Source organism: Protofrankia sp. Cr1, from assembly GCF_963555865.1.
Classification (GTDB): Bacteria; Actinomycetota; Actinomycetes; order Frankiales; family Frankiaceae; genus Protofrankia.
The window spans coordinates 1-2518 of sequence record NZ_CAUVXO010000039.1 but is presented as its reverse complement, the minus strand read 5'-3'; the positions used below and the strand labels follow the sequence as shown (position 1 = coordinate 2518).

Genomic DNA, 2518 nt, shown 5'->3' with positions numbered 1-2518 from the left:
TGCCAACCGGAGAATGCCCACCAAGCCCCCGCCGGACGCTGCGCGCACGAGCGCACCATGGGAGTGGATCAACGATGGCCAGCCCGCACACCGACAGGACCGCCCGGCAGGCCGAACGACTCGCGCAGGCCCGGCGGCTCGCCGAGCAGGCAAAACAGGACCACACGACCGCGTGGTACGTCCCGTTCGCGGCCACTGCGCTCGGCGCCGGCGCGTCGTTCGACGCGTTCGGCCACGCCGTCGGCTTTCTTTACGCCCTCGGCCTCGCGATCGCCTTCGTCGTGCTCACCTGGGGCACGGTTCGGCTCATGCCATCGCTGGCCGCCGAACTGGCCACCGATCGCCAGGGCGCCGATCGGCCGAGCACCGATCGGCCGAGCACCGATCGGCCGAGCGGACCCAGGACGGTGCTGACGCTCATCAGCACGCCGGTCACGACAAGCGGCTTTCTCGTGGTCGCCGCGGCGGTTCCGGTCACCATCGGGCTGATCAAGACCGTCGGTTTCTACGTGCTGGCGGGAACGATGATCGTCTTCGTCGTGATGGGCATCGCGCTCCTGGTCGCATGGATGCTCGACCAGCGGTAGGCCGCCGGCGCCGTCCCTACACCCCGCCGTCCCTACCTGCCTCCGTCAGCATGTGCCAGCAGGATGTACGCGCCATACCAGCCTCGCCCGGCAGTATCTGGCGTATGACGTTCGCCATCCATGCCGAAAAGATCACCAAGCGCTTTGGTGACACCCACGCGTTAGCCGGCATCGATCTGGCGGCGCGTGAGGGCACCGTGCTCGGCGTGCTGGGCCCCAACGGTGCCGGGAAGACCACCGCCGTGCGCATCCTCGCCACCCTGCTGCGCGCCGACTCCGGGCACGCCACAGTGGCCGGCTTCGACGTCGCGCGCAACCCGCAGCAGGTCCGTATGCACATCGGCCTGACCGGCCAGTACGCCTCCGTCGACGAGGACCTGACCGGCGTCGAGAACCTCGTCATGATCGGCCAGCTGCTCGACCTGCCCGCAGCGCAGGCCCGGCGGCGGGCAGGCGAGCTGCTGGAGTGGTTCGACCTGGTCGAGGCCGGCGGCCGGTTGGCCAAGACCTACTCCGGCGGCATGCGGCGCCGGCTCGACCTCGCCGCGTCGCTCGTCGGCCGACCAGCAGTGATCTTCCTGGATGAGCCGACCACCGGCCTGGACCCGGTGAAACGGGAGGAGATGTGGGACGTCGTGCGCAGCCTCGTCCACGACGGCTCGACGGTGCTGCTGACCACCCAGTACCTACAGGAGGCCGACGCGCTCGCCGATGAGATCACCGTCATCGACCACGGCCGGGTGATCGCCCACGACACCCCCGACGGCCTCAAACGCGTACTCGGCGGCCAGCGCCTGAGCGTCCGCCCGGCCGACCCGGCCCAGCGCGACGCGTTGAGCCGGCTGCTCGCAGACATCGCGGGGTCAGCGCCGCAGCCCGACGGGCGCGATGGCCTGACCGTCGCCGTCGACAGCGACGAGGTGCTGCCGGAGGCGATCGCCCGACTGCAGCTGGCCGGCATCCGCGTCACCGAGCTGTCTCTGCACCTGCCGAGCCTGGACGAGGTGTTCTTCACCCTCACCGGCAACCGCACCGGCAGCCGCACCGACGACCGCACCACGTCCGAACAGGAGTCGGCCGCATGACAGTCATGACCACCGAGCCACGGCGGCGGCCACCCGCGCCACCGACACCCGGGCCCGTAGCCGCCCAGCCCCGGCAACGTGCGCTGCGCCATGCCCTGGTGCTCGCGCGCCGGAATCTGATCAAGACCATGCGGACACCTGAACAGCTCGTCGACGTGACACTGCAACCCGTGATCTTCCTGTTGCTGTTCGTCTACATCTTCGGTGGCGCGATCGGCGGCGGGTCCCAGCACGACTACCTTGAGTTCCTGCTGCCGGGGATGCTCGGCCAGTCCATCGCCATGGGCAGCATCGCGCTGGGGCAGAACCTCAACGCCGACATCGAGAAGGGGGTGTTCGACCGGTTCCGGGCACTGCCCATCACCCGGTCGGCTCCGCTGGTCGGCGCGGTCCTCGCCGATGTCGTGCGCTATCTGCTGTTGTGTGTCATTCTTCTGGGCTTCGGGTACCTCATCGGCTTCCGTATCGCCACCGACCCGCTGTCACTGGTGGCCGCGCTGGGGCTGTCGATCGCGTTCGCCCTGTGCTTCTGCTGGATCTCGGTGTGGGTCGGCATGGTGGCGCGCACTCCCGGTACGGTGCAGGGGATCATGTTCATGCTGGTGCTGCCGCTGTCGTTCGGCAGCAACACTTTCGTCCGGGTCTCGACGATGCCCGGCTGGCTGCAGGCGCCGGTCAAGGTGAACCCGATCTCGCACCTGGTCGCCGCGGTGCGCGGCCTGATGCTGGGCGGACCGGTCGCCTCGGACCTGGTGTGGACGCTGGGCTGGATGGCGGCATTGCTGGCGGTGTTCGTGCCGCTCGCGCTGCGGGCCTACAACCGCCGCGCCTGACGACCCCAGCGCC

The 2518-nt window shown here is 69.5% G+C and carries 3 protein-coding genes; all 3 read left to right on the top strand.

What is annotated here, in order from left to right:
• Positions 1-74: 74 nt before the first annotated feature.
• Positions 75-587, top strand: coding sequence for a hypothetical protein (locus U9980_RS06035; RefSeq protein ID WP_322767031.1), 513 nt, complete (start codon positions 75-77; stop codon positions 585-587).
• Positions 588-691: 104 nt separating this feature from the next.
• A complete protein-coding gene (locus U9980_RS06030) occupies positions 692-1672 on the top strand; it encodes an ATP-binding cassette domain-containing protein (protein WP_322767030.1) in 981 nt (326 codons plus the stop codon).
• A complete protein-coding gene (locus tag U9980_RS06025) occupies positions 1669-2505 on the top strand; it encodes an ABC transporter permease (RefSeq protein ID WP_322767029.1) in 837 nt (278 codons plus the stop codon). Before U9980_RS06030 ends, U9980_RS06025 begins: the two co-directional genes overlap by 4 nt.
• Positions 2506-2518 lie beyond the last annotated feature (13 nt).